The following is a 20,976-nucleotide window of genomic DNA, read 5'->3' as shown; positions in this document are numbered from 1 at the left end:
GGGAGATGTGACTCAATGTATACATAATTTTGTTGATAAGAATAGAGAAGTGCGTCCGTATTAAAATTTAAAGGAGGGTTTTTCATGTCTTTTAGTCCATCCTTAGGCAGTACAGTTACAAGCACCAAAATGCGAACGCCTGAAAAACTATCGCCTTTTTCAGGGATGTGTTCCGTTTGTACCGCGGATTGCATAGGAAGCTGTGAAATCGGTTATTCCGCTATCCGGGGGGAGGAGGCCCTTTATCCTGTCGGAGCCGACAAAAGCCAATTTGCATCGGAAAAGGATTATCCGGTAGATTTTTCGCATTTCAATATCAATGGACATGTATTTGGCGCATCAGGCATTGATGCGGATACATGCAAGGCCAGCTTCCCTAACGTGGATATCGGCACTGCGGTGGGGATTGAGAATCCAATCAAACTAAAAGCACCTTTTATTCTTCCGGCTATGGCCAAGCTGAATTGGCCCGACTACTATGCGGGTGCTGCTCTGTCAGGAATAATGGCAGTCATCGGTGAAGATGCAGTGGTCAAAGACGCAGAACTGCAAATGAGCAATAATAAGGTAGTAAAATCTCCTCTTTTGGAGAAAATGATTAATAGCTTTAATAGATATCATAATGGCTATGGTGATATTGTACTGCAGGCTAATGTGGATGATGAACATATAGGAGTTTTAGATTACGCAATAAAAGAATTGGGAGCAGCCACGGTAGAGCTTAAGTTCGGGCAGGCAGCCAAAGGCATACAAGGCATGGGTTTTGTATATAATCTGGAGGATGCTTTGGAATTTCAGAAAAAAGGATATTTAATAATTCCGGACCCTTCTGATCCGATAGTTCAGGAGAAGCATAAAAAAGGCATCGGCCCTCACTTTCAAAGAATAGGCAAGCTTCCCATGTGGAACGAAGAAATGCTGGAAAAAAGAATAGCTCAATTGAGAGAGCATGGAGTAAAGCGTATTCTCTTTAAAATGGCGGCTTTTGACCCGGCGGATATTATAAGGGTGCTGAAGGTTGCTTCGAACAATAAGATTGATCTGGTTACCTTTGACGGCGCCGGAGGAGGCAGCGGAAACAGCCCGTGCAAGATGATGAATGAATGGGGCTTGCCGCCTGTATATATGGAAAGCATATTATATGATATATTAAATGAGATGAAAGATAAAGGCTATACCTTGCCAAAAGTCGCTGCAGCCGGAGGCTTTGCAATGGAGGACCAGATTTTTAAGGGCCTTTCCTTAGGGGCACCTTATATTTCCATGATCGCCATAGGAAGAGCCGCAATGGCTGCAGCTATGGCAGGCAAAAGAGCAGGGGAATTGATAGCTAAAGGAGATATACCTAAAGATTTGCAGAAATATGGAAATAGCCTGTCGGATATTTATAGGGATGTGAGGCTGCTGAGAGATACCTATGGCTTTGATGCCGACAATATTTCTCCCGGAGCTATAGGGGTATTTTCTTATATCAACCGGGTTTCTACAGGACTTCGCCAGATGATGGCGCTGAACCGTAAATTTGCTTTGGACAAAATAGAGCGTAGTGACATAATAGCCCTTACTAAGGAAGCCGGTGAAGTGTCAGGTATTTCAACGATTATGGATTACAGGAATAGAATAAGAGAGATGATATAGCACTTCTTTTCCCTATTTGCAACGATTGATTAGTATGCTAATATTAAAAAAGAAATATTTAAATGGTGATTATTATGTTTGACGAATGTACAGGACTCTATACCATAGGCACGGTTGCTCGCCTTATAGGCGAGCATCCGGAAACCCTGAGGGTATGGGAGAAAAATGGCCTTATACAGCCTGACAGGCAGGGCTATCAAAGAAAATATTCCAATAATGATTTAAAAAGGCTGAAGTTTATTAAATTTTTGATGGATGAAAAGGGTCTTAATATTGCGGGAGTAAAGCATACTATTTCCATGTATTCTTGCTGGTTCAAAAAGGATTGCCGGGGAGGAGCCCGCAAAAATAGTCCGGTCCCGGTAAATGAGGCAAAGCATTGCTGGAAGATTGAAGGCACGTATTGCATGATAGCAAGCGATAAAGCAGAGATGTGCAATACCTGTGAAGTGTATAAGAATTGCACTAATTGCAATGGGTGCAGAAGCAGATAAATTTTATTTGTCCAAAACTTCAAAGAATTTATTTAATAAATATAAATAATAATATATAGGAGATGGGTTTTATGGATAAGAATGAATGTGAATGCGAAAACATGAGCTGCGAGGAAGGAGCTGGCTGCTCAGGAGGCTGTGGAGATGCACAGATAGAAAATGATTTCAGTATCAAGGCTCACAAGTTGAATTCAATAAAAAGAGTGATAGGAGTGGTCAGCGGAAAGGGCGGAGTAGGAAAGTCCCTGGTGACCTCCGCTCTTGCAGTCCTGGCAAGGAGAAAAGGCTATAAAGCGGGAGTTTTGGATGCGGATATTACAGGGCCTTCAATACCCAGGATGTTTGGTATAAACAGGAGGGCGATGTCCTCTGACTCAGGCATATTGCCGGAGAAAACCCATAATGGCATAAAAATAATGTCTGTAAATTTATTGCTGGACAGTGATGATTCTCCCGTGATATGGAGAGGGCCTCTTATATCCGGTGTGGTGAAACAGTTTTGGTCTGATGTCATCTGGGGAGAAATAGACTACTTATTCCTTGACATGCCTCCGGGAACAGGGGATGTGCCGCTGACAGTATTTCAATCCATACCTTTGGACGGCATCATAATAGTAACCTCTCCCCAGGATCTGGTTCATATGATAGTACGAAAAGCTTACAATATGGCAAAATCCATGAATATACCCGTATTAGGCATTGTAGAAAATATGAGCTATGTGAAATGTCCGGATTGCAGTAAAGAGATTAAAATTTTTGGAGACAGCCATATAGATGATATTGCAGGTGAGTTGGGGATTGAGGTTCTTGGCAGAATGCCAATAGATCCTTCTATAGCTGAGGCTTGTGATAAAGGTGGAATCGAAAAGCTGGACAATGATTATCTATCCGGAGCTTTGGACTTTATAGAAAAGAATCTCAAACCGTAAATTATTCCAAAATTATTATAGGGAGGTTGTTCATTGTGAAAATTGCAATACCTTCGGAGGGAAAAAGCCTTGAAAGCCCTGTTAATCAAAGCTTTGGAAGGACAGAAACCTTTATTTTAGTGGATGTCAAGGATATGAGCTATAAGATAATTGACAATGCTGCAGCCAGTGAACAAGGAGGGGCGGGAATAAAAGCGGCTCAGGCCATTGTAGATAGCGGAGCCGATGCAATTATCACCTTCCGCTGCGGACAGAATGCAGCGGATGTATTGCAAGCGGGAGGAATCAAAATTTATAAAGCTTCACCCGGAACTGTCAGCGATGCAGTGCAAATGTTTATTTCAGGAATACTTGAAGAACTGACAGATATACACGCCGGATATCATAACCATGGGGGAGCTTAAAAATGCAGATTGCTGTGCTCAGCGGAAAAGGAGGCACGGGGAAAACCTTCATTTCAGTTAATTTGGCCTTTGCAGCTCAAAACGCAACATACATTGATTGTGATGTAGAAGAGCCGAATGGCTGGCTGTTTCTTAAGCCTGAGATTACCGCCGAGGAAAAAGTAGAGGTCATGATACCTAAAGCTGATTTGGAGAAATGCAATGCCTGCAGAATATGTGTGGATTTTTGCCAGTATAATGCCTTGGCTTTGGCTAATAATAGATTGCTTGTTTTTAAAGAGCTTTGCCATGATTGCGGGGGCTGCATATTGCTATGCCCGGAAAAGGCTTTGACAGAGCAGGGAAGGGTCATAGGCAAAGTTGAATATGGAATATCAGGGAGAATTAAAACAAAAACAGGCATATTAAATACCGGCGAAGCTGTGGGCATACCCATTATAAAGAAATTGTCGGAGAATATCCAAGAAGATAACACTTATATTGTTGACAGCCCTCCGGGGAGCTCCTGTGCCGTTATGGAGAGCATAAAGAATTGCAGTTACTGTATTCTTGTTACAGAGCCTACTTTGTTTGGCATTCACAATTTGGCCATGGTGCATGAACTGGTGAAGCTGTTTGACAAACCCCACGGAGTGATAATAAACAAGTATATCGAAGGAGAAACTGTGGCGGATGATTACTGCTCCCAAAACAGGATACCTGTTCTTGCAAGGATTCCATATGATGATAATATTGGTTCCATGAATTCGCAAGGAAGGATTGCTGCTGCAGAGGATGATAAATACCTTGCTGTATTCAAGGAAATCCTTCAAAGAGTTCAAGAGGAGGTGCAGCATGAAGCAGTTGCTCATATTGAGCGGTAAGGGCGGTACAGGCAAGACCACCGCAGCAGGAGCCTTTATAAAGCTGGCTGAAAATAAAGCCTTCGCAGATTGCGATGTGGATGCACCAAATCTTCATATAATTTATTCTGATGGGGAGATAAAAGAAGAAAAACCCTATTATGGATTAAAAAAAGCCGTGAAAAATTATGATATATGTATCCAATGCGGAAAATGTGAAGAGCTATGCCGCTTCGGAGCCATAAGGAATGGCATTTTGAAGCCCATGGAATGCGAGGGCTGCGGTGTATGTGAGGCTTTTTGCCCTGTAAAAGATGACAAAGGTAAAAAAGCGATTCATTTGGAGAAAAATATATCAGGGATTACAACGGTATCAGCAATTAATGGAGAAATCTTTTCACAAGCACAGCTTAGAATGGGTAACGGAGCATCCGGAAAGCTGGTGACAGAGGTAAAGAAAAAGCTTAAAGATTTTACCGATGGAGAGGAATTAGCTATAATAGATGGCTCGCCAGGCATAGGATGCCCCGTAATAGCATCTATAAGCGGAGCAGATCTGGTTTTAATAGTAGCAGAGCCAACCCTTTCGGGAATCCATGATATGAAAAGAATTATTGATACTGTAAAGAGGTTTGGAGCCCCTTGTTTAGTTTGCATCAATAAATATGATGTAGATTTAGATAATGCTTCTGAGCTTGAAGGGTTTTGCAATAAAGAGTGTATACCTATAGTAGGTAAGATTCCCTATGATCCTCTGGTGGTTAAAGCAGTAAATCAGGGAAAGACTATTATTGATATGCTTGATAGTCCTGCAGCAGAGGCATTGAAAAATATATGGAGGGAAACATATAGAGTTTTGATAAATTAGAAACAACTATTTTGTATATATGAGAGGAGAGTTGATTTATGAAAATCGCAGTAGCAAGAGAAGGAAATAAGGTAGCGCAGCATTTTGGACATTGCGAGGGCTTTGAAATATTTACAGAGGAAGCAGGCAGGATAAGCGGAAAGCAATTTTTCCAAAATCCAGGGCATAAACCCGGTTTTTTGCCTAATTACCTAAATGACTTGGGTGTTAACGTAATAATTTCCGGTGGTATGGGCAGCGGAGCCATCGAAATATTTAATGAAAAGAACATTGAAGTCATAACAGGTGCTTCAGGTGACCCGTCACACAATGCGGAGAGCTATTTAAAGGGAGAGCTTAAATCTGCGGGCAGTGTCTGCCATGAGCATGAGCACCATGACTCATGCGAGGGACATTAAAAAATAATACCCCAATCGGGGTATTATTTTTTCCCAAAGGTGCTGATCAGCACTTTGACTATTTCGCTTATGATCTTCACATATTCTACAGCCTCTTGAGTGCCTGAGCTTACGGCAGCCACAGTCTCGGCTACCGTATCACCTATAGAATCTACCGTAGCTGCTGCCTTCTCCACACCCTGCTTTACATTTACTGCAGCCTCATCAATATTGCCGGCGATGGAAGGAAGCTTGTCCAAAGTTTTGTCAATATCAGATTCGTGTTTGTCCAATATTCCTCTCACCTTTTTCAATATGCAGGTGAGGTGGCTCAATGCAATAAACAGATATATGCCCAGCCCTGTTGCGATCAGAAAAAGTATGAGCAGTCCCAGATCCCTATACGATATCATACCCTACTCCTCTTTTCTTCTTATTAATCTTCACAGCAGCTGCCCATTTTTGGCTCCTCAGCCTCAGAGCATCCTCCGCAGCAGCTCTCATGATCGTCGCAGCATTTGTCTCCTCCTGCGGCAACTTCTTCATCGGCCTCTTTATCCTTCTTAAGATTAGCTATCTTCTCTTTTCCTTCTTCCACTATTTTGGATATCTTTTCTCCGACTTCTCCTGCGCCTTCCTTTACGCTTTGAGCAGCATTTTTAGCAGCATCTGCTATGTCCTTCCTGGTCTCTTCGCCGGCTTTAGGAGCCAGGAGCACACCTGCAGCCGCACCCACTGCCGCACCCACCCCCAGGCCTACTCCTACTTTCTTAGCTGTATCTATTGCCTGAGCTTTTTTCTTCTCTTTTTTAGATTTGTTTAAAACATCTCTTAATGACATTGATAACCCTCCTTATATCGAATACTTTGTATATTTATATAATTATACTGGAAAACCATGCTAATTTCAATAAACGAATATATTAACAATAATGGGTAAAAATAAGTTAGGTAAAATTTTCATATGGATAGCCTAGTTGCATATATAGGAAAAGAAAAACAATGTAATACGGAGTTAAATTGAAATATTAGGCGAATATAGCCAAAAAACCCACTAAAATAGGAAATTATGAATTTGCCAATAATAATTTCATTAATTATTATAATAATGTAATTAGCACTCAACGCTAACGAGTGCTAATAAAAAGAAAACATATAAATTTTAAATACAAAAACTTTAAGGAGGGGTATTAATGAATATCAAACCACTTGGAGACAGAGTAGTTATTAAAGTATTGGAAAGCGAAGAAACAACTAAAAGCGGTATAGTTCTACCGGGCACTGCAAAGGAAAAGCCAATGCAGGGCGAAATCCTGGCTGTCGGCTCAGGCGAGATTGTAGACGGCAAGAAGGTTCCTTTGGAATTAAAGGTTGGAGACAGGGTAATATACTCCAAATATGCAGGAACAGAAGTCAAGATGGACGGAGCAGAATATCTGATCCTCAGACAAAATGATGTATTGGCAATAGTAGAATAATAAAGGGAGGTTAAATAAATGGCAAAGCAGATTAAATTTAGCGAAGATGCAAGAAGATCTCTTGAAAGAGGAGTAAATCAACTGGCTGACACAGTTAAGATAACTCTCGGACCAAAGGGAAGAAATGTTGTTTTAGATAAGAAATTCGGTTCTCCCCTGATCACAAATGATGGTGTTACTATAGCGAAAGAAATAGAGCTGGAAGATGCTTTTGAAAATATGGGAGCTCAGCTGGTAAAAGAAGTCGCAACCAAAACAAATGATGTTGCAGGCGACGGAACAACTACAGCTACAATTCTGGCTCAGGCTATAATCAGAGAAGGCTTGAAAAACGTTGCAGCAGGTGCAAACCCGATGGTATTGAAGAGAGGTATAGCCAAGGCTGTCGAGGCTGCTGTAGAACAATTGAAGAACGTTTCCAAGCCCATAGAGAGCAAATCCGCCATAGCGCAGGTTGCTTCCATATCAGCAGGAGAAGAGGCAATAGGGGATATAATTTCAGAAGCTATGGAAAAGGTAGGCAAGGATGGCGTTATAACCGTTGAAGAATCAAATACCTTCGGTACAACTTTGGATGTTGTTGAAGGAATGCAGTTTGACAGAGGCTATGTTTCCATGTACATGATCACAGATACGGAAAAGATGGAAGCTGTATTGGATGATCCGTATATACTTATCACAGATAAAAAATTATCCAATATTCAAGATCTTCTTCCGGTATTAGAGCAGATCGTACAGCAGGGCAAAAAGCTTTTGATAATTGCAGAAGATATTGAAGGGGAAGCGCTTTCAACATTGGTTGTAAATAAACTAAGAGGAACCTTTACTTGTGTGGCTGTAAAAGCTCCCGGCTTCGGCGACAGAAGAAAGGCAATGCTTGAAGATATAGCTGTGCTCACAGGCGGTCAGGTGATATCCGAAGAACTTGGCTTAGACCTTAAGGAAACAAAGCTCAGTCAATTAGGAAGAGCAAGACAGGTCAAAGTCCAGAAGGAAAACACCATAATCGTTGACGGTGCAGGCGATGCTCAGGTTATAAAGGATAGAGTAAGACAGATAAAAGCTCAGATAGAAGAGACAACTTCTGATTTCGATAGAGAAAAGCTTCAGGAAAGGCTTGCAAAACTGGCAGGCGGCGTGGCAGTTATCAAAGTCGGCGCTGCAACAGAAACTGAGCTCAAAGAAAGAAAGCTTAGGATCGAAGATGCTCTTGCAGCTACAAGAGCAGCTGTAGAAGAAGGTATAGTACCTGGCGGCGGAGCTGCTCTGATAAGCGCAATAAAGGTTGTTGAAGGCTTATTGAAGGATGCTCATGGCGACGAAAAGACAGGTATTCAAATTGTAAGAAGGGCTTTGGAAGAACCTGTAAGACAGATTGCAGAAAATGCAGGCCTTGAAGGCTCAGTAATAGTAGAAAAGGTTATCAACAGCGAAGCCGGAGTGGGATATGATGTGACAAACGATAAGTATGTCAATATGATAGAAGCAGGTATAGTTGATCCTACAAAGGTTACAAGATCCGCATTGCAGAATGCTGCATCTATAGCATCAATGCTTCTTACAACTGAAAGCATAGTAGCAGACCTTCCTGAAAAGGAAAAACCCATGATGCCCGGAGGCGGAATGGGCGGAGATATGGGAATGTACTAAAATAGATAAAAAGCTGCGAATTATCGCAGCTTTTTGTGCTTTTTGGCTGGCGCCTGGATGATGCCTTCCAAAACTCTGATAGCGTTATCTTGCGTCCGAATAAAGAATACTGTTAATAATTGGCCTTAGGAAGTATAATAGTAGATAAGAAACTGGATTGGGAGGTAATCGCTTTGGAAAGATTGACTCACATAAATGAGAAAGGCTATGCAAAGATGGTGGATGTTACGGAAAAAGAGGAAAGCTTGAGAGAAGCGGTGGCTCGAGGTTCCATCTATATGAAAAAGGAAACCATAAGAGCTGTAAGCGAAGGCAAAATAAAAAAAGGAGATGTGCTGTCTGTAGCTCAGGTGGGCGGAATAATGGGAGCCAAGAGCACTTCTGTCATAATACCAATGTGCCATAATATCAATATTTACGGTGCGGATCTCGAATTTAATATTGATAAGGAAAACTGCAAAATAGATATCATTGCAACGGTAAAAACATACGGAGTTACGGGCGTCGAGATGGAGGCTTTGACGGCCGTATCGATTGCAGCCCTTACTATATATGATATGTGCAAAGCCATAGACAAAGAAATGGTCATATCCGATATACATCTTGTGAAAAAAACAGGCGGCAAATCAGGCGATTTTTATTTCAGGGACTTAGGTTCTAAATGTTAAAACGAATGGGTTTTAGAACTCAGGAGGGACTGGGGTATTCCTTGCGGGTCATAGGGGAACGAAGAACCACTAAAAGACACGAAGACAACACGAAAAAACACTAAATGATCAAATAATCTGACAGGTAGATGGGCGGTTTAAAGCGAAGCTTGTCGTCCTGAGCACCCATGATTTTCATAACAATGACATGGGTTATTGCTCTCTTCCGTGTAATTCAGTGCCCCATTCAGTGTCTTTCAGTGGTTTTCGTTCCCCAGGACCCCAAAGGAATACCATAATGCCAGAGGCTAGCGGCTAGTGGCTGACCTATAAGGAATACCCCATAGAAAAGAAGGAGGAAGCTTATGAGCAAAGATTTTACATTTACATTCGGTATAATCACAGTGAGCGATAAAGGCTCAAGAGGAGAACGGAAAGATGAATCGGGGCCGACAGCGGAAGAATTGCTGAAGCCTATGGGCGGGATTATGAAAAAATATATGATGGTGCCGGATGAAAGAGAAGATATAAAAAAAGCGATAAAAGAAATGGCTGACAGCTTGAACATCGATATGATTTTGACAAGCGGCGGAACAGGCTTTTCACCCAGGGATGTCACTCCGGAAGCCACTTTGGAGATGATTGAGAGGATTGTGCCGGGGATATCTGAAGCCATGAGGGCTGAAAGCCTTAAAGCGACGCCTAAGGCGATGCTTTCAAGAGCTGTGGCAGGTATCAGAGGCAGATCTCTTATAATAAATCTGCCCGGAAGCCCCAAAGGAGTGCGAGAATGTCTAAGCGTTGTAATTCCAGTGCTGAGGCATGGCATAGAGACTTTAAGGGGAGAAACTTCCGAATGCGCCGAAAGGAAATAGAATCAATTTTCCATAAATCTGATAGCTGATAAATAGAATTAATTGCTTCTAAACTAATTGACAAAGCATTAACAATATATTAGAATAAATATGATAAAAAAATAACTCCGAGTCGGTAGTCCAAAGAACTTTTTCTTATGGAGCACAGGCTAACGGGTTGAATGAAAATGTTCATGCTGCCCGTGTGTGGAAAGGAGCTAAATTTGAGAACCGTAGCCTTAATGGTATACGGATTTGTTTATGGTTGTTAATAAACTCCTTTTTTGGGGAGTTTATTTTTTAGTAACTTATCCAATTTACATGACAAGGGGGATAAACATTATGGAAATGGTAAACCTGACAATTGATGGTATCAAAACCCAAGTACCAAAAGGTACAACAGTTTTGGCAGCTGCTAGGTCATTAAACATTAATATTCCTACACTTTGCTTTTTAAAAGATATTAATGAGGTCGGAGCATGCAGAATGTGCGTTGTTGAGGTAAAGGGAGCCAGATCTTTGCAGGCGTCATGTGTGCTTCCCGTTGCAGAAGGCATGGAAGTAAAAACCAATTCAAAAGACGTGAGAGAAGCCAGATCTGTAATTCTCAAGCTTATATTGGCCAGACATGAAAGAGAATGTTTGACATGCTCCAGAAACCTTAACTGCGAGCTTCAAAAGCTTTGTGAAGAAATGGGCATAGATGGTTTGGACTTCCAAGGAGAAAAGATAACATATGCGGTAGACACAGCATCACCTTCAGTGGTCAGGGATCAGAATAAATGCATACTTTGCGGAAGGTGTATAAGCGTTTGCAGGAATGTACAGGGCACTGGGGTTATTAACTTTGCAAGAAGAGGAGTCAAGACGACTGTAACCACCTCCTATGATAAAGGCTTGTCTGAAGTAGCCTGCATAAATTGCGGCCAATGCATAAAGGTATGTCCTGTGGGCGCATTAAGGGAGAAAGATGACAGGGACAGAGTCTGGGAAGCATTGGATAACAGCGATATGTATGTTGTAGCACAGACAGCTCCAGCGGTTAGAGTTGCTTTGGGTGAAGAATTCGGTATGCCCGTAGGCACTAATGTAGAAGGAAAGATGGTATCTGCCTTAAAGAGATTAGGCTTTGATAAAGTTTTCGACACGGATTTTGCTGCAGACTTAACAATAATAGAAGAAGGCACTGAACTTTTAGGCAGGATTAAAAACGGCGGAAAGCTTCCGATGATCACTTCCTGTTCTCCGGGCTGGATAAAGTATTGTGAACATTATCACAACGATTTCCTTGATAATCTTTCAAGCTGCAAGTCACCGCACCAGATGCTGGGCGCATTGACAAAATCCTATTATGCAGAGAAGATGGGTATTGATCCCAAGAAAATTTTTGTTGTATCCATAATGCCTTGTACAGCCAAGAAGTTTGAATCCGGCAGAGAAGAATTGGAAGTTGACGGCTTGAGGGATGTAGATGCTGTCATAACTACCAGAGAACTGGCAAGGATGATCAAAGAAGCAAGAATGGATTTCGGGACCTTGGAAGATAGCAAATTCGATAAGGTTATGGGCGAATCAACAGGTGCTGCTGTAATATTCGGAGCAACCGGCGGTGTAATGGAAGCTGCTTTGAGGACTGTAGCAGATATTCTCACAGGACAGGATTTAAAGGACATAGATTATAACCCTGTAAGAGGACTTGAGGGAATTAAAGAAGCAGCAGTTAAGATAGGAGATCTTGAGGTAAAGGTTGCTGTGGCCCACGGTACAGCCAACGCAGGAAAGCTTCTTGATAAAGTTAGAAATGGGGAAGCCGACTATCACTTCATAGAAGTGATGGGTTGCCCCGGAGGATGCATAAATGGCGGAGGACAGCCGATTATAATAGATAAGGAAAAGACTGAAGAGGTATGCAGAAAAAGAGCTCAGGGGCTATATACCATGGACGCTGAAATGCCTTTGAGAAAATCTCATAAGAATCCTGAAATCAAAGCTTTATATGATGAGTATTTAGGAGAAGCCAACGGGCATAAAGCTCACCACCTGCTCCATACTCATTATGTTAAGAGAGAAAGGGTATAGATCATGATAGATAAAAGTACCAAGACCTTAACCAGAGCCGCTATACTCCTTGCGGTGGCTTTAGTCTTTCAATTTGTGAAGATGGGTCAGCTGGTAACGGGCTCTGGTATCAATGCAGTACTGATCGTTGCGGCTCAGATATGCGGTTTGCCTTGGGCGGCAGCAATCGGTGCTATAACCCCTTTTATGTCCGTAGTTTTGGGGGTTAATCCTCCAGCATTGATTCCCGTGGTTCCATTTATTGTAGCAGGCAACATTTTATATGTGGTCGTCTATTCTATATTAAAGACCAAAGGAAAAATAATAGGGGTTGGCCTTGCTGCCTTGTTGAAGTTTGGATTGTTGTATTCTGCAGTAAACTATTTTGTAGCCGTAAAACCGCCTATAAAGGTGGCCCTCAGCTTTCCGCAGCTATTTACCGCATTAATGGGAGGCGCTGTAGCTCTTATAATAATCAAAGTATTGGACAGAACGCAGAAAACTGAAGAATAGACAACTTTCAGAATCAACTGGTACAACATTCAGTTAGAAAAATAAATATATAGAAGACTAGCTTTGCATCAATCATTTATGCAGAGTTAGTCTTTCTTTTTTGTATATTATCAGGCAAATATGTTATAATTTAGATACAAAGCGATAGGTGTCTATCTCTGCAAGGAGTGAGAGTTTTGGATAAAAGTATCAGTATTACAGGCCCCAGGTATCAACATATTGCGTTGGACATAGCATCAAAAATTGCCAGCGGACACTATAAAGTAGGTGATAAAATATATACACGTTCGGTTCTGTCAAGCCAGTATAATGTTTCTTCGGAGACTGCCAGACGTGCAATAAGCATCCTATCTGATGTAGGAATTGTTGAGGTCTGGAGAGGCAGCGGCGTTTTAATAAAATCATGTGAAAAAGCAATCGATTTTGTGAAGGAATATACAGCCATACAGTCTGTGAATGACTTAAAAAATGAAATTCTAGATTGTCTTGAGCGTCAAGCCAAAGAAAATGATTTTCTTAAGGAAATGCTTGATAAGCTCATTGACAAAACCCACAGTCTAAAAGCTATAAATCCTTTTATTCCGTACGAAATAACGCTTGATGCAAATTGCAAACATTTAGGTGAGACTATCAGTGGCATTAATTTTTGGCATCATACCGCAGCAACTATTGTAGCAATAAGGCATGATGATGAGTTAATGATGTCTCCCGGTCCCTATGCGGTTATTACAAAAGGAGATGTACTATACTTTGTGGGAGATGATAATTCTCCTGAAAGAGTGAAAAATTATTTATATTTGTAATTGGCGATTTTGGAAAATATTTATTTAGCAGGCATAAAATCATACAAATACATGACTTTATGCCTGCTTTTTGATTTCCTCAATTTGACCAAAGTGACAACTTTGTGATATTATAAAGTTGTTTGTTAATTTTTGCGAAGGAGGAGTTAATGAATGAAAAGAAAAGCAGCATTTATTATAATGCTTATATTTAGCATCACTGCAGTATTTGGAGGCTGCAGCGGCAAGGAGGTTGAAAAGATAACCATAACAGCAACAAACAACGGTTGGGACAGTCAGATGCTGCATAATGAGATAGCAAAGCTGATTGTTGAAAACGCATATGACAACTACGATTTTGAGGTTTCCACAGGCTCGTCTACTATGAACTGGCAGGCAATGATCGCCGGTGATGTGGACCTGGACATCGAGAGTTGGACAGATAATGTGGCAACCTATCCAGATGATGTGGCAAAAGGCGATATTGTTGATGTGGGAGTATTGGTTCCTGATAGTGCTCAGGGCTTATATGTTCCACGTTATGTAATTGAAGGAGATGAAAAGCGCGGAATAAAAGCTGTTGCTCCGGATTTGAAAACAGTTGAAGATCTGAAAAAATATGCAAAGCTTTTTCCGGATGATGAGAATCCAAACAAAGGAAGGGTCTATGGTTCAATTCCTGGGTGGATGGCAGATGAAATACTATATAAAAAGTATGAAGCCTATGGTCTTGATGAGATGTACAACTATACACGACTTGGCAGTGAAGCAACTCTATTTGCATCGCTTGCATCTGCATATAATCTGGGAGAACCTTGGGTAGGTTATTGCTATGAGCCTACATGGATCAGCGGAAAGCTGGATTTAGTGCTTCTTGAGGACACACCCTATGATCCTGAGCTTTACTTGGGGGGTAAATGCAGCTTCCCCAAACAGGAGCTTAAGATCGTGAGCAGCAGTAAATTTGCAGAAAAGGCTCCTGATTTACTGGAATTTTTCCAGAAGTACAAAACAGGCAGTCAGCTTATAAGCAATGCTTTGGCACATTTGGATGAGACGGGGAAAACTCATGAGGAGACAGCTAAATGGTTTCTTAAGGAGTATGATTACCTGCTGGATGAATGGCTGCCCGCCGAGAGAGCTCAGAAAGTAAGGGATGCTTTGAATTCATAAAGACATTTAGAAGGGGGACAAGTATTTGAATGAATATCTAATAAAATTTCCCGAGAGATGGCAGTTTAATGTCGGCGATAGCATTGATATATGGATTAAATCCTTCAGCCGAGAGCATAGAGAGTTTTTTACCGCGATAAAATCCGCTGTAATAGGTTCGATTAAGGGGATAAATTGGTTACTCACCATCATGCCTTGGTGGATGCTGATTTTAATTATTATGATACTTGGCTGGAAAATAAGCGGGAAGAAGCGTATAGGTGTGCTTTACGGAGCGATGTTGTTTTTCGTAGGCGCTTGCGGATTTTGGGATCATATGCTGGAAACCCTCAGCATTGTTATAGCTTCTGTCATTCTTTCCTTAGTGCTGGGATTCCCTTTGGGCATCTTGATTGCAATGAACAAAAGGGCAGAAGGAATCATACGTCCCATTTTGGATTTAATGCAGACTATGCCGACTTTTGTTTATCTTGTGCCTGCTGTTATCTTGTTCAGTACAGGAAAGACTCCTGCGTTGATGGCAACCACCATCTATTCAATTGTACCTATGATTCGCATGACTAGCCATGGAATTACTCACGTAGATAAAGAAGTGGTCGAGGCAGCCCAGGCTTTTGGCTCAACTGCTATGCAGGTCTTGATTAAGGTACAGATACCTCAAGCAATGTCAACTATAATGACCGGTTTAAATCAAACAATTATGATGGCTATGTCAATGGTGGTGACCTGTGCATTAATCGGCGCAAACGGACTCGGTATGGAAATACTCTTAGCCACAAACCGTACAGAGATGGGTAAGGCTTTGATGCCTGGCATTTGTATTGTTGTTGTGGCTATTATACTTGACCGCCTCACTCAAGGACTTGTCAAGAACAAGGAGGTGCAATAGAAGTGGATAATCACATCATAATGAGGGTCCGAAACGTATCAAAGCTATATGGAATAAATAAAGCTGAAGCCATAAAGCTCATAAAGGAAGGTACAGACAAGGAAACGGTGCATAGAAAAACCGGAGTTACTGTTGCTCTTTGGGATGTATCCTTTGAGGTAAAAAAAGGAGAAGTTTTTGTCATAATAGGACTGTCAGGCTCAGGAAAGTCCACAATTGTACGCTGCTTGAACAGGCTGAACAAGCCCAGCTCAGGAAGAATATTTTACGAAGGCAGTGAAATTGATAAATTCAGCAAAAAGGAGCTTTTAGACTATCGGCGCAATAAGATTTCAATGGTATTCCAAAATTTTGGTCTTATGAGTCACAGAACAGTCCTTGAAAATGTGGCCTATGGTCTTGAAGTAAAGAATATACCAAAAGAGGATCGTAAGAAGAAAGCAATGGAGATGATTTCCATGGTTGGACTGGAAGGCTGGGAAAATCAACATATTAACAGTCTTTCTGGAGGGATGAAGCAGAGAGTGGGGCTTGCCAGAGCCCTTGCAAATGATCCCGAGGTGCTATTGATGGATGAGCCGTTCTCAGCGCTGGACCCATTGGTGAGACGGGATATGCAGTTCGAACTTCTTTCAATCCAAAGAAAGCTTCAGAAAACAGTAATATTTATTACCCATGATATAAATGAGGCTTTCAAATTAGGAGATACTGTTGCTATAATGCGTGACGGCAGAATTATTCAGATAGACACACCGCAGAATATGTCTGCTAAACCGGCAGATGATTATGTTTCTAAATTTATCGGCAGTGCAGATAAAGCAAAGGTGCTGAGCGTCAAGAATGTCATGGTTACACCCACATGCCTGGTGAGGCCCAAGGATGCTCCCATCCAAGCCATAAGAGAGATGAGAGCCAATAGTGTCTCTACGGCATATGTGGCAGACGATGAAATGAAATTCATAGGCGTCATAACTATCAATGATGCGGTTCGTGCAAATAAAGAGGGATTGGCTTTGTCCTCCATGATAACCAGCGATGTATATACTGTAAATGAAGAAAAGCTTATCGAAGATGTATTGCATTTGGCCGCCAAATCTAAATATCCCATAGCAGTGCTTGATGAGGGGAAAAAACTAAAGGGAATTATCAGCAAGGCAGCAGTATTGTCTTCGCTATAAAGCATTAAAAGGCTTTATATGAAGCAAACGCATATGTTAGCTAAATAGGAAAACAGGTTCAGAAGGATATTCTTTTGGGCCTGTCTTTTTATAATGCATAGGGAATTATAAATTTCCTTAGTCTGCACTTTTCGTTAAAAGCCTTTGTTCTATATAGTTGGAATTTAGCAAGTATGGATGAAGTCTCGTTTAATTTTATTGCATTGTAATAAGGATTTGCGTAATGTAAAATATGCTTAGAACAAAAATAATTTTGGGAAAAAGAGATATTAAGCAGGGAAGGAAATGTTAAAAAATATCATAGCCCATAAATCAATTATTAAAAATCTCTACCGCTCATAGACGCATTGTGAGGAAAATGTTAAAATTAACCTGAGGGAGATAATGTATATTATAATAGAAAGGAACATCTTGATGGAAAAGAGATTGCTTACTCCAAAAGAGATTGCTCAGGCTACTATTGATGCCGGTGCCGGCAAAGCGAAGCTTTCGGTGATTCATATGATTATTTTGGGTATTTTTGCAGGAGCCTTTATAGGCTTTGGCGCTCAAGGAGCAATTATTATCGGGCAGACTTATGCAAGTATTGATCTGGGCATGTCTAAATTTATTTTTGCCGCGGCCTTCCCGGTAGGATTGATGCTTGTTGTTATTTGCGGCGGAGAGCTTTTCACCGGGAATAATTTGATGGTATTGGGCTGCTTGAATTGCAATTATAAAGTCAGAGACCTTCTTAGAAATTGGGCAGTAGTTTATTTCTCAAATTTTGCGGGCTCCGTCATATTGGCCTTACTGGTGGCCAACAGCGATCTCATGACGGGAGCAGCAGCAGAAAAGGCGATAGCAATAGCAAATGCCAAGGTTGCCATACCCTTTGGAGCCGCTGTTATAAGAGGCATTTTGTGCAATATCCTTGTCGTACTGGCTGTCTGGATGGCCACAGGATCGAGAGATATTATAAGCAAAATATTTTCCTGCTGGTTTCCCATAATGCTTTTTGTGCTCTGCGGTTATGAACATAGTGTGGCAAATATGTATTTTGCGCCTTTGGGAATGTTCATAGGTGCACCAATCACCTGGGGCCAAATCTGGATGAAGAACTTGATCCCCGTGACCATCGGAAACATTATCGGCGGCGCTGTAATAGTTCCTTTATCCTATTACAACGTATATATAAGGACGGCAAAGGTTTCATCCGATGCTGAAGACGGCCCAGAAAAGGTATAAAAGCTTTGAAAAAGATATAAATATATGATATCTTAAATATAGTAAGATTTTCCGAGTTTAATTTTCTAAAGGACAAGCCCATGAAAATTAAACCGAAGGGCTCCGGCAGAAATGCTGAAGCCTCCCGTATTTGGAAAGGAAAAATCAGATTCTATTATATTAGAATTAGAAGAGCAATCCTTTCGGATTGCTCTTTTTGAGCTTGGTACCAAACATGGTTATATGCAATAATCTTTATTTTTTTTATTAAAACAGGCGAAAGGTGATTTTCATGACATATTTTGCAGAAGCGTTTACTAAAGCTCTCAGCCTTCTTTTCTCCTTCGATAAGGAACTCTACGGCATAATTCTTCTGACGCTCAAAATATCTGCAGTATCCCTGATAATAAGCAGCATAATGGGCATTCCCATTGCTGCAATACTGTATATGAAAAAGTTTCCCGGGCGAGGGATCATACTCAATATAATCAGCACCTTTATGGGCCTTCCCCCTGTGGTGGTAGGCTTATTTGTGTATATCATGCTTTCCAATCAGATGGGGCTGTTCGGCGATCTGAGATTGCTGTTTACACCGGCTGCAATGATAATAGCACAGACAATATTAGCATTGCCTATTGTGACGGGGCTTACCCATACCGCTCTTATGTCTTTGGATGACCTGCTAATAAAAACTTCAATTACAATGGGTGCATCTTCCTTTCAGCTTTTTGCTGTCATCCTGAGAGAAGCCAGATATGGCATCGGCACAGCGGTTATAACCGCTTTTGGAAGGCTCATGGCTGAGGTCGGTGCAGTTATGATGGTAGGAGGCAATGTGAGATATCAGACCAGAGTGATGACCACTGCTATAGCATTGCAAAAAGGCATGGGAGAATTCCAGACAGCTCTCGCATTGGGAATCATACTTCTGCTTCTTTCCTTTATCATAAATTTTTTCCTTCAGTTTCTGAAAGGAAGGAGGGTCTGATTTGGAAGACTATATATTTAAGGCAGAGAATCTAAAAAAAGAATATTTGGGCAGAACTGTATTAGATATTGAAGAGATGAAAATACAAAAGGAAAAGATTACTGCAGTCATAGGTCCAAGCGGAGCGGGCAAGAGCACTCTTTTACACCTGCTCAATGTAATAGAAGCACCTTCCTCAGGCAGTATATGGTTTGAAGGCACTAAACTGGGAGAAAAAGCTTTGACCTTAAGCATCAGGAGAAACATGGTCATGGTATTTCAGAAGCCTTTGGTGTTTACCACCACGGTATATGAGAACCTGGCTTATGGCTTAAAGCTTAGAAAAATGAAAAAAGAAGAAATCGGTCAGAAAGTCGAAGAAGTGCTGGGGATAATCGGGCTGAAGGACAAGAGGAATCAAAATGCCGCCACTTTATCAGGGGGAGAGGCTCAAAGAGTGGCAATCGGCAGAGCTATGGTAGTGAGACCTAAGGCGCTTCTTTTAGACGAGCCTACAGCCAATCTGGACCCTGCAAATATATCTATCATTGAGGATCTGATCAAGTTTGGCAAAGCTAATTATGGCCTTTCCGTCATTATAGTCACTCATAACATGTTTCAGGCGAAGAGGCTCTCAGACAATACTATTTTTATGCTCAACGGCAAGATCGTAGATTATGATACTACGGAGAATCTGTTTAATTGCCCCAAAAATGAGATCACAGGGGCTTTTATAAATGGTAAAATGATTTATTAAAGGAGAGGGAATAATGAGAAAGAACTCAAAAATTTTTGCAACCATTCTGGTTTTGGTATTTGCTTTCAGCGTAATGCTTGGGGCAGCAACTGCCGCGTATGCGGACAATGCTCCGCTCGCAGGACTGGCCAGGACTACAGTCAATGCATATTTCAGAAAAGGACCCGGGGTTGATCAGGATATTTTAGATGTAATTAAAAAAGGAACTGAAGTAGTTGTCTTAGGCAAGGTGGGCAATTGGTACAAAATTAGCCATCCTGACAAAAGGGTGGGCTATGTCACCGGCAAATATCTGGAGGGTTTTGATAAAGGAATAGATAAGTTAGTGGAAGAAAAAATAAAGCTGGAGGAACAGCTCAAATCGTTAGAGACCAAAATCGATCTTTCCAAGCTGGAGAAGAATATAGTATTGGCGACTACAACCAGTACTCAGGACACAGGACTTTTGGATACATTAGTCCCTGCCTTCAGTAAGAAGTATGGCGTCAATGTGAAGGTTATCGCAGTGGGCACCGGTGAAGCTATAGAGATGGGCAAAAGAGGAGATGCGGATGTAATCCTTGTTCATTCCAGAAAATCAGAAGATGCCTTCGTAGCAGAGGGCTTTGGAGTGAACAGAAGAGATGTAATGTATAACTTCTTCTTGTTGGTCGGCCCCAAGGATGATCCGGCTAAAGTATCGGAAGCAAAGGATGCAGTGTCAGCCATGAAAGCGATTGCTGACAATGGATCGACCTTTATATCCAGAGGTGATGAATCGGGAACCCATAAGAAGGAAAAGGATTTATGGAAGCTGGCGAATATTGACCCAAAAGCCCAGAAATGGTACATGGAGGTTGGGCAAGGGATGGGAGCCACTTTGACCATGGCAAATGAGCAGGGAGCTTATACATTGGTTGACAGCGGTACCTGGTATGCTTATCAGGATAAAGTGAATATGAAGATAGTGCTTCAAGGGGACAAAGCATTGTTCAACCCCTACGGAGTAATTGCAATAAATCCCGCTAAATATCCTAATATAGGCTATAACTCAGCGATGGCTTTTGTCGAGTTTATAACCTCCCAGGAAGGTCAGACCATCATTAAAGAATACAAAAAGAACGGTTATCAGCTCTTTGTACCCGATGCGAAATAGTGTGCCGGATCATATGCGAAGCATAAAAAATGCTTCGCATTTTCTATCACTGACTATGGAATTATATGCAGACATGTGCTATTTTAAACTAGGGATGTGAATACATAGGGAATATGACCCTATAGGAATACCCAAAA

At 41.4% G+C, this 20,976-nt stretch carries 23 protein-coding genes and 2 riboswitches; of the genes, 21 read left to right on the top strand and 2 right to left on the bottom strand.

Features of this window, described 5'->3' with window-relative positions; translation table 11 throughout:
- Positions 1-84 precede the first annotated feature (84 nt).
- The 7 genes from AC4HCY_RS18795 to AC4HCY_RS18765 all read left to right on the top strand — a co-directional run bounded on the left by AC4HCY_RS18795 (position 85) and on the right by AC4HCY_RS18765 (position 5,573).
- Positions 85-1,638 carry a glutamate synthase-related protein gene (locus tag AC4HCY_RS18795; protein WP_491094875.1) on the top strand — a complete coding sequence of 518 codons (1,554 nt, stop codon included), beginning with the start codon at positions 85-87 and terminating at the stop codon, positions 1,636-1,638.
- 74 nt (positions 1,639-1,712) lie between these two features.
- A complete protein-coding gene (locus AC4HCY_RS18790) occupies positions 1,713-2,132 on the top strand; it encodes a MerR family transcriptional regulator (RefSeq protein WP_323434082.1) in 420 nt (139 codons plus the stop codon).
- A gap of 71 nt (positions 2,133-2,203) precedes the next feature.
- Positions 2,204-3,061 (top strand): P-loop NTPase, encoded by an 858-nt coding sequence (locus AC4HCY_RS18785; RefSeq protein WP_491094874.1) that lies wholly within the window; start codon positions 2,204-2,206, stop codon positions 3,059-3,061.
- 35 nt (positions 3,062-3,096) lie between these two features.
- A complete protein-coding gene (locus AC4HCY_RS18780; protein WP_323434080.1) occupies positions 3,097-3,465 on the top strand; it encodes a NifB/NifX family molybdenum-iron cluster-binding protein in 369 nt (122 codons plus the stop codon).
- 2 nt (positions 3,466-3,467) lie between these two features.
- A complete protein-coding gene (locus tag AC4HCY_RS18775) occupies positions 3,468-4,328 on the top strand; it encodes a nucleotide-binding protein (RefSeq protein ID WP_491094873.1) in 861 nt (286 codons plus the stop codon).
- Positions 4,300-5,175, top strand: a complete 876-nt coding sequence (locus AC4HCY_RS18770) for an ATP-binding protein (RefSeq protein ID WP_491094872.1) — start codon at positions 4,300-4,302, stop codon at positions 5,173-5,175. Before AC4HCY_RS18775 ends, AC4HCY_RS18770 begins: the two co-directional genes overlap by 29 nt.
- 38 nt (positions 5,176-5,213) lie before the next feature.
- Positions 5,214-5,573: a NifB/NifX family molybdenum-iron cluster-binding protein gene (locus AC4HCY_RS18765; RefSeq protein ID WP_323433434.1), complete on the top strand. Its 360-nt coding sequence runs from the start codon at positions 5,214-5,216 to the stop codon at positions 5,571-5,573.
- Between the two features lie 23 nt (positions 5,574-5,596).
- Here the strand turns inward: AC4HCY_RS18765 and AC4HCY_RS18760 are convergent, their stop codons facing one another.
- Together AC4HCY_RS18760 and AC4HCY_RS18755 are read right to left on the bottom strand one after the other, a co-directional pair.
- Entirely contained in the window at positions 5,597-5,965 is a 369-nt protein-coding gene (locus AC4HCY_RS18760; protein ID WP_323433435.1) for a hypothetical protein, read from the bottom strand.
- Positions 5,966-5,988: 23 nt separating this feature from the next.
- Positions 5,989-6,393, bottom strand: coding sequence for a YtxH domain-containing protein (locus tag AC4HCY_RS18755; protein WP_323433436.1), 405 nt, complete (start codon positions 6,391-6,393; stop codon positions 5,989-5,991).
- A gap of 352 nt (positions 6,394-6,745) precedes the next feature.
- Here AC4HCY_RS18755 and groES point away from each other — a divergent pair, with 352 nt between their 5' ends.
- The 14 genes from groES (at position 6,746) to AC4HCY_RS18685 (ending at position 20,839) form a co-directional block, all read left to right on the top strand.
- A complete protein-coding gene (gene groES, locus AC4HCY_RS18750; RefSeq protein ID WP_255226201.1) occupies positions 6,746-7,030 on the top strand; it encodes a co-chaperone GroES in 285 nt (94 codons plus the stop codon).
- A gap of 18 nt (positions 7,031-7,048) precedes the next feature.
- Complete coding sequence (gene groL, locus AC4HCY_RS18745) at positions 7,049-8,680, top strand: chaperonin GroEL (protein ID WP_323433437.1); 1,632 nt, start codon at positions 7,049-7,051, stop codon at positions 8,678-8,680.
- Between the two features lie 215 nt (positions 8,681-8,895).
- Positions 8,896-9,348 (top strand): cyclic pyranopterin monophosphate synthase MoaC, encoded by a 453-nt coding sequence (gene moaC / locus AC4HCY_RS18740; protein WP_491096153.1) that lies wholly within the window; start codon positions 8,896-8,898, stop codon positions 9,346-9,348.
- A 344-nt stretch (positions 9,349-9,692) separates the two neighbouring features.
- Positions 9,693-10,202: a MogA/MoaB family molybdenum cofactor biosynthesis protein gene (locus tag AC4HCY_RS18735; protein WP_491094871.1), complete on the top strand. Its 510-nt coding sequence runs from the start codon at positions 9,693-9,695 to the stop codon at positions 10,200-10,202.
- Positions 10,203-10,295: 93 nt separating this feature from the next.
- Positions 10,296-10,415, top strand: a riboswitch (molybdenum cofactor riboswitch).
- 108 nt (positions 10,416-10,523) lie between these two features.
- Positions 10,524-12,260, top strand: a complete 1,737-nt coding sequence (locus AC4HCY_RS18730) for an NADH-dependent [FeFe] hydrogenase, group A6 (RefSeq protein WP_491094870.1) — start codon at positions 10,524-10,526, stop codon at positions 12,258-12,260.
- Positions 12,261-12,263: 3 nt separating this feature from the next.
- Positions 12,264-12,752, top strand: coding sequence for an ECF transporter S component (locus AC4HCY_RS18725; protein WP_323433441.1), 489 nt, complete (start codon positions 12,264-12,266; stop codon positions 12,750-12,752).
- A 176-nt stretch (positions 12,753-12,928) separates the two neighbouring features.
- Positions 12,929-13,555 (top strand): GntR family transcriptional regulator, encoded by a 627-nt coding sequence (locus tag AC4HCY_RS18720; RefSeq protein WP_491094869.1) that lies wholly within the window; start codon positions 12,929-12,931, stop codon positions 13,553-13,555.
- 153 nt (positions 13,556-13,708) lie between these two features.
- Positions 13,709-14,707 carry a glycine betaine ABC transporter substrate-binding protein gene (locus AC4HCY_RS18715; RefSeq protein WP_491094868.1) on the top strand — a complete coding sequence of 333 codons (999 nt, stop codon included), beginning with the start codon at positions 13,709-13,711 and terminating at the stop codon, positions 14,705-14,707.
- 25 nt (positions 14,708-14,732) lie between these two features.
- On the top strand, positions 14,733-15,596 hold the full coding sequence (locus AC4HCY_RS18710) for an ABC transporter permease (protein ID WP_491094867.1): 864 nt from the start codon (positions 14,733-14,735) through the stop codon (positions 15,594-15,596).
- 20 nt (positions 15,597-15,616) lie between these two features.
- The gene (locus AC4HCY_RS18705) at positions 15,617-16,774 is read left to right on the top strand and encodes a quaternary amine ABC transporter ATP-binding protein (protein ID WP_491096152.1); all 1,158 of its coding nucleotides are present in this window, start codon (positions 15,617-15,619) and stop codon (positions 16,772-16,774) included.
- A gap of 414 nt (positions 16,775-17,188) precedes the next feature.
- Entirely contained in the window at positions 17,189-18,001 is an 813-nt protein-coding gene (locus AC4HCY_RS18700; RefSeq protein WP_491096150.1) for a formate/nitrite transporter family protein, read from the top strand.
- Positions 18,002-18,038: 37 nt separating this feature from the next.
- Positions 18,039-18,158: riboswitch (molybdenum cofactor riboswitch) on the top strand.
- Between the two features lie 114 nt (positions 18,159-18,272).
- A complete protein-coding gene (locus tag AC4HCY_RS18695) occupies positions 18,273-18,968 on the top strand; it encodes an ABC transporter permease (RefSeq protein WP_491094866.1) in 696 nt (231 codons plus the stop codon).
- Position 18,969: 1 nt separating this feature from the next.
- Positions 18,970-19,704: an ABC transporter ATP-binding protein gene (locus tag AC4HCY_RS18690; protein WP_323433444.1), complete on the top strand. Its 735-nt coding sequence runs from the start codon at positions 18,970-18,972 to the stop codon at positions 19,702-19,704.
- Positions 19,705-19,717: 13 nt separating this feature from the next.
- A complete protein-coding gene (locus AC4HCY_RS18685; protein WP_323433445.1) occupies positions 19,718-20,839 on the top strand; it encodes a substrate-binding domain-containing protein in 1,122 nt (373 codons plus the stop codon).
- Positions 20,840-20,976: the final 137 nt, after the last annotated feature.

The organism is Lutispora sp. QWL-02, assembly GCF_058315355.1.
The sequence above is the reverse complement of the archived record's forward strand: the minus strand, read 5'-3'. Positions and strand labels throughout refer to the sequence as shown.

Coding starts and splice junctions, on each gene's coding strand:
- AC4HCY_RS18795 (WP_491094875.1), top strand. CDS start 85: ATGTCTTTTAGTCCATCCTTAGGCAGTACAGTTACAAGCACCAAAATG.
- AC4HCY_RS18790 (WP_323434082.1), top strand. CDS start 1,713: ATGTTTGACGAATGTACAGGACTCTATACCATAGGCACGGTTGCTCGC.
- AC4HCY_RS18785 (WP_491094874.1), top strand. CDS start 2,204: ATGGATAAGAATGAATGTGAATGCGAAAACATGAGCTGCGAGGAAGGA.
- AC4HCY_RS18775 (WP_491094873.1), top strand. CDS start 3,468: ATGCAGATTGCTGTGCTCAGCGGAAAAGGAGGCACGGGGAAAACCTTC.
- AC4HCY_RS18770 (WP_491094872.1), top strand. CDS start 4,300: ATGAAGCAGTTGCTCATATTGAGCGGTAAGGGCGGTACAGGCAAGACC.
- AC4HCY_RS18765 (WP_323433434.1), top strand. CDS start 5,214: ATGAAAATCGCAGTAGCAAGAGAAGGAAATAAGGTAGCGCAGCATTTT.
- AC4HCY_RS18760 (WP_323433435.1), bottom strand. CDS start 5,965: ATGATATCGTATAGGGATCTGGGACTGCTCATACTTTTTCTGATCGCA.
- AC4HCY_RS18755 (WP_323433436.1), bottom strand. CDS start 6,393: ATGTCATTAAGAGATGTTTTAAACAAATCTAAAAAAGAGAAGAAAAAA.
- groES (WP_255226201.1), top strand. CDS start 6,746: ATGAATATCAAACCACTTGGAGACAGAGTAGTTATTAAAGTATTGGAA.
- groL (WP_323433437.1), top strand. CDS start 7,049: ATGGCAAAGCAGATTAAATTTAGCGAAGATGCAAGAAGATCTCTTGAA.
- moaC (WP_491096153.1), top strand. CDS start 8,896: ATGGTGGATGTTACGGAAAAAGAGGAAAGCTTGAGAGAAGCGGTGGCT.
- AC4HCY_RS18735 (WP_491094871.1), top strand. CDS start 9,693: ATGAGCAAAGATTTTACATTTACATTCGGTATAATCACAGTGAGCGAT.
- AC4HCY_RS18730 (WP_491094870.1), top strand. CDS start 10,524: ATGGAAATGGTAAACCTGACAATTGATGGTATCAAAACCCAAGTACCA.
- AC4HCY_RS18725 (WP_323433441.1), top strand. CDS start 12,264: ATGATAGATAAAAGTACCAAGACCTTAACCAGAGCCGCTATACTCCTT.
- AC4HCY_RS18715 (WP_491094868.1), top strand. CDS start 13,709: ATGAAAAGAAAAGCAGCATTTATTATAATGCTTATATTTAGCATCACT.
- AC4HCY_RS18705 (WP_491096152.1), top strand. CDS start 15,617: ATGAGGGTCCGAAACGTATCAAAGCTATATGGAATAAATAAAGCTGAA.
- AC4HCY_RS18700 (WP_491096150.1), top strand. CDS start 17,189: ATGGAAAAGAGATTGCTTACTCCAAAAGAGATTGCTCAGGCTACTATT.
- AC4HCY_RS18695 (WP_491094866.1), top strand. CDS start 18,273: ATGACATATTTTGCAGAAGCGTTTACTAAAGCTCTCAGCCTTCTTTTC.
- AC4HCY_RS18685 (WP_323433445.1), top strand. CDS start 19,718: ATGAGAAAGAACTCAAAAATTTTTGCAACCATTCTGGTTTTGGTATTT.